The 904-nt window shown below is 48.7% G+C and carries 1 protein-coding gene; it reads right to left on the bottom strand.

Annotated features, from left to right (window positions below; genetic code table 11):
* The coding region (locus F1E73_RS17130; protein WP_191089067.1) for a SprB repeat-containing protein at positions 1 to 904 on the bottom strand (904 nt) is incomplete at both ends.

Genomic DNA, 904 nt, shown 5'->3' with positions numbered 1-904 from the left:
TGGCGTATCCGTAGCCGTAAGTTCTACATAGAAATTCCCTGCAGGAAGTCCGGAAATAGTAAGCACTCCCGGTGCTACCCCGGAACTTGTTATGGACGTGGTAAAACCATTGCTATGGAACACCTCATAGGAGTAGTTGCCGGTATAATCGGTTACATTGATCTCCATCACCCCATCGGAGGCCCCAAAACAAGTCACGGGCGTACTGGCCGAGGCCACTACGTCGATTAGATCGTAGGGAGCAACGGTATAAGGTGCGGTGGTAAAGTAACAACCGGTCACATTATCCGTCACTCTAAAGGTATAATCCCCAGGTACGCTAAGGCTATAAGTAGCAGTAGCTCCAGCAACCGAAGTCTGTACCCCATTGGGGTTGCCCAAGGGCAACAGCTCAAAGGTAAAGTCACCAGAACCACCAGTAACCGTTAATTCAACCGCTTCGTCATTGGTACAGCTAATAGCAGTCTGTTGGGTAACTAGCACATCGGTAATAACGGGTAGTGGGTTGATACTTAGGTTATCGGTATCCGTACAACCATTGGCATCCCGTACCGTTACCGTGAAATTTTGCACGGCACCCGTATCGTTGATGTTAAAGGTATTATTCGCAAAGAAATTTACTCCGTCAATGCTGTACATATAGGGTCCGGTTCCTCCAGATCCCGCAGCCGTAATGACCGCCTGGGAAACCGAATTGTCTACCGCACAGGAGAAATCCGTCGCAGTAGCACTGGCCACCAATGCAGGCGGTTCGTCAATGGTGAAAGGCACATCCACCATACAAAATCTCGCCGATCTTACCCTTACCATATAATTGCCCTGACCTAATCCCGTATACACATTGGAGAATTGAGGTAGCAACTGAATAACCCCACCAGCACCATTCAAAAGCTGGTAAGTATAC

Source organism: Arenibacter lacus, assembly GCF_008711145.1.
GTDB classification, from domain to species: Bacteria; Bacteroidota; Bacteroidia; order Flavobacteriales; family Flavobacteriaceae; genus Arenibacter; species Arenibacter amylolyticus.
Note: the sequence above shows the minus strand (reverse complement) of the source record. Positions and strands in the feature narration are given on the sequence as shown.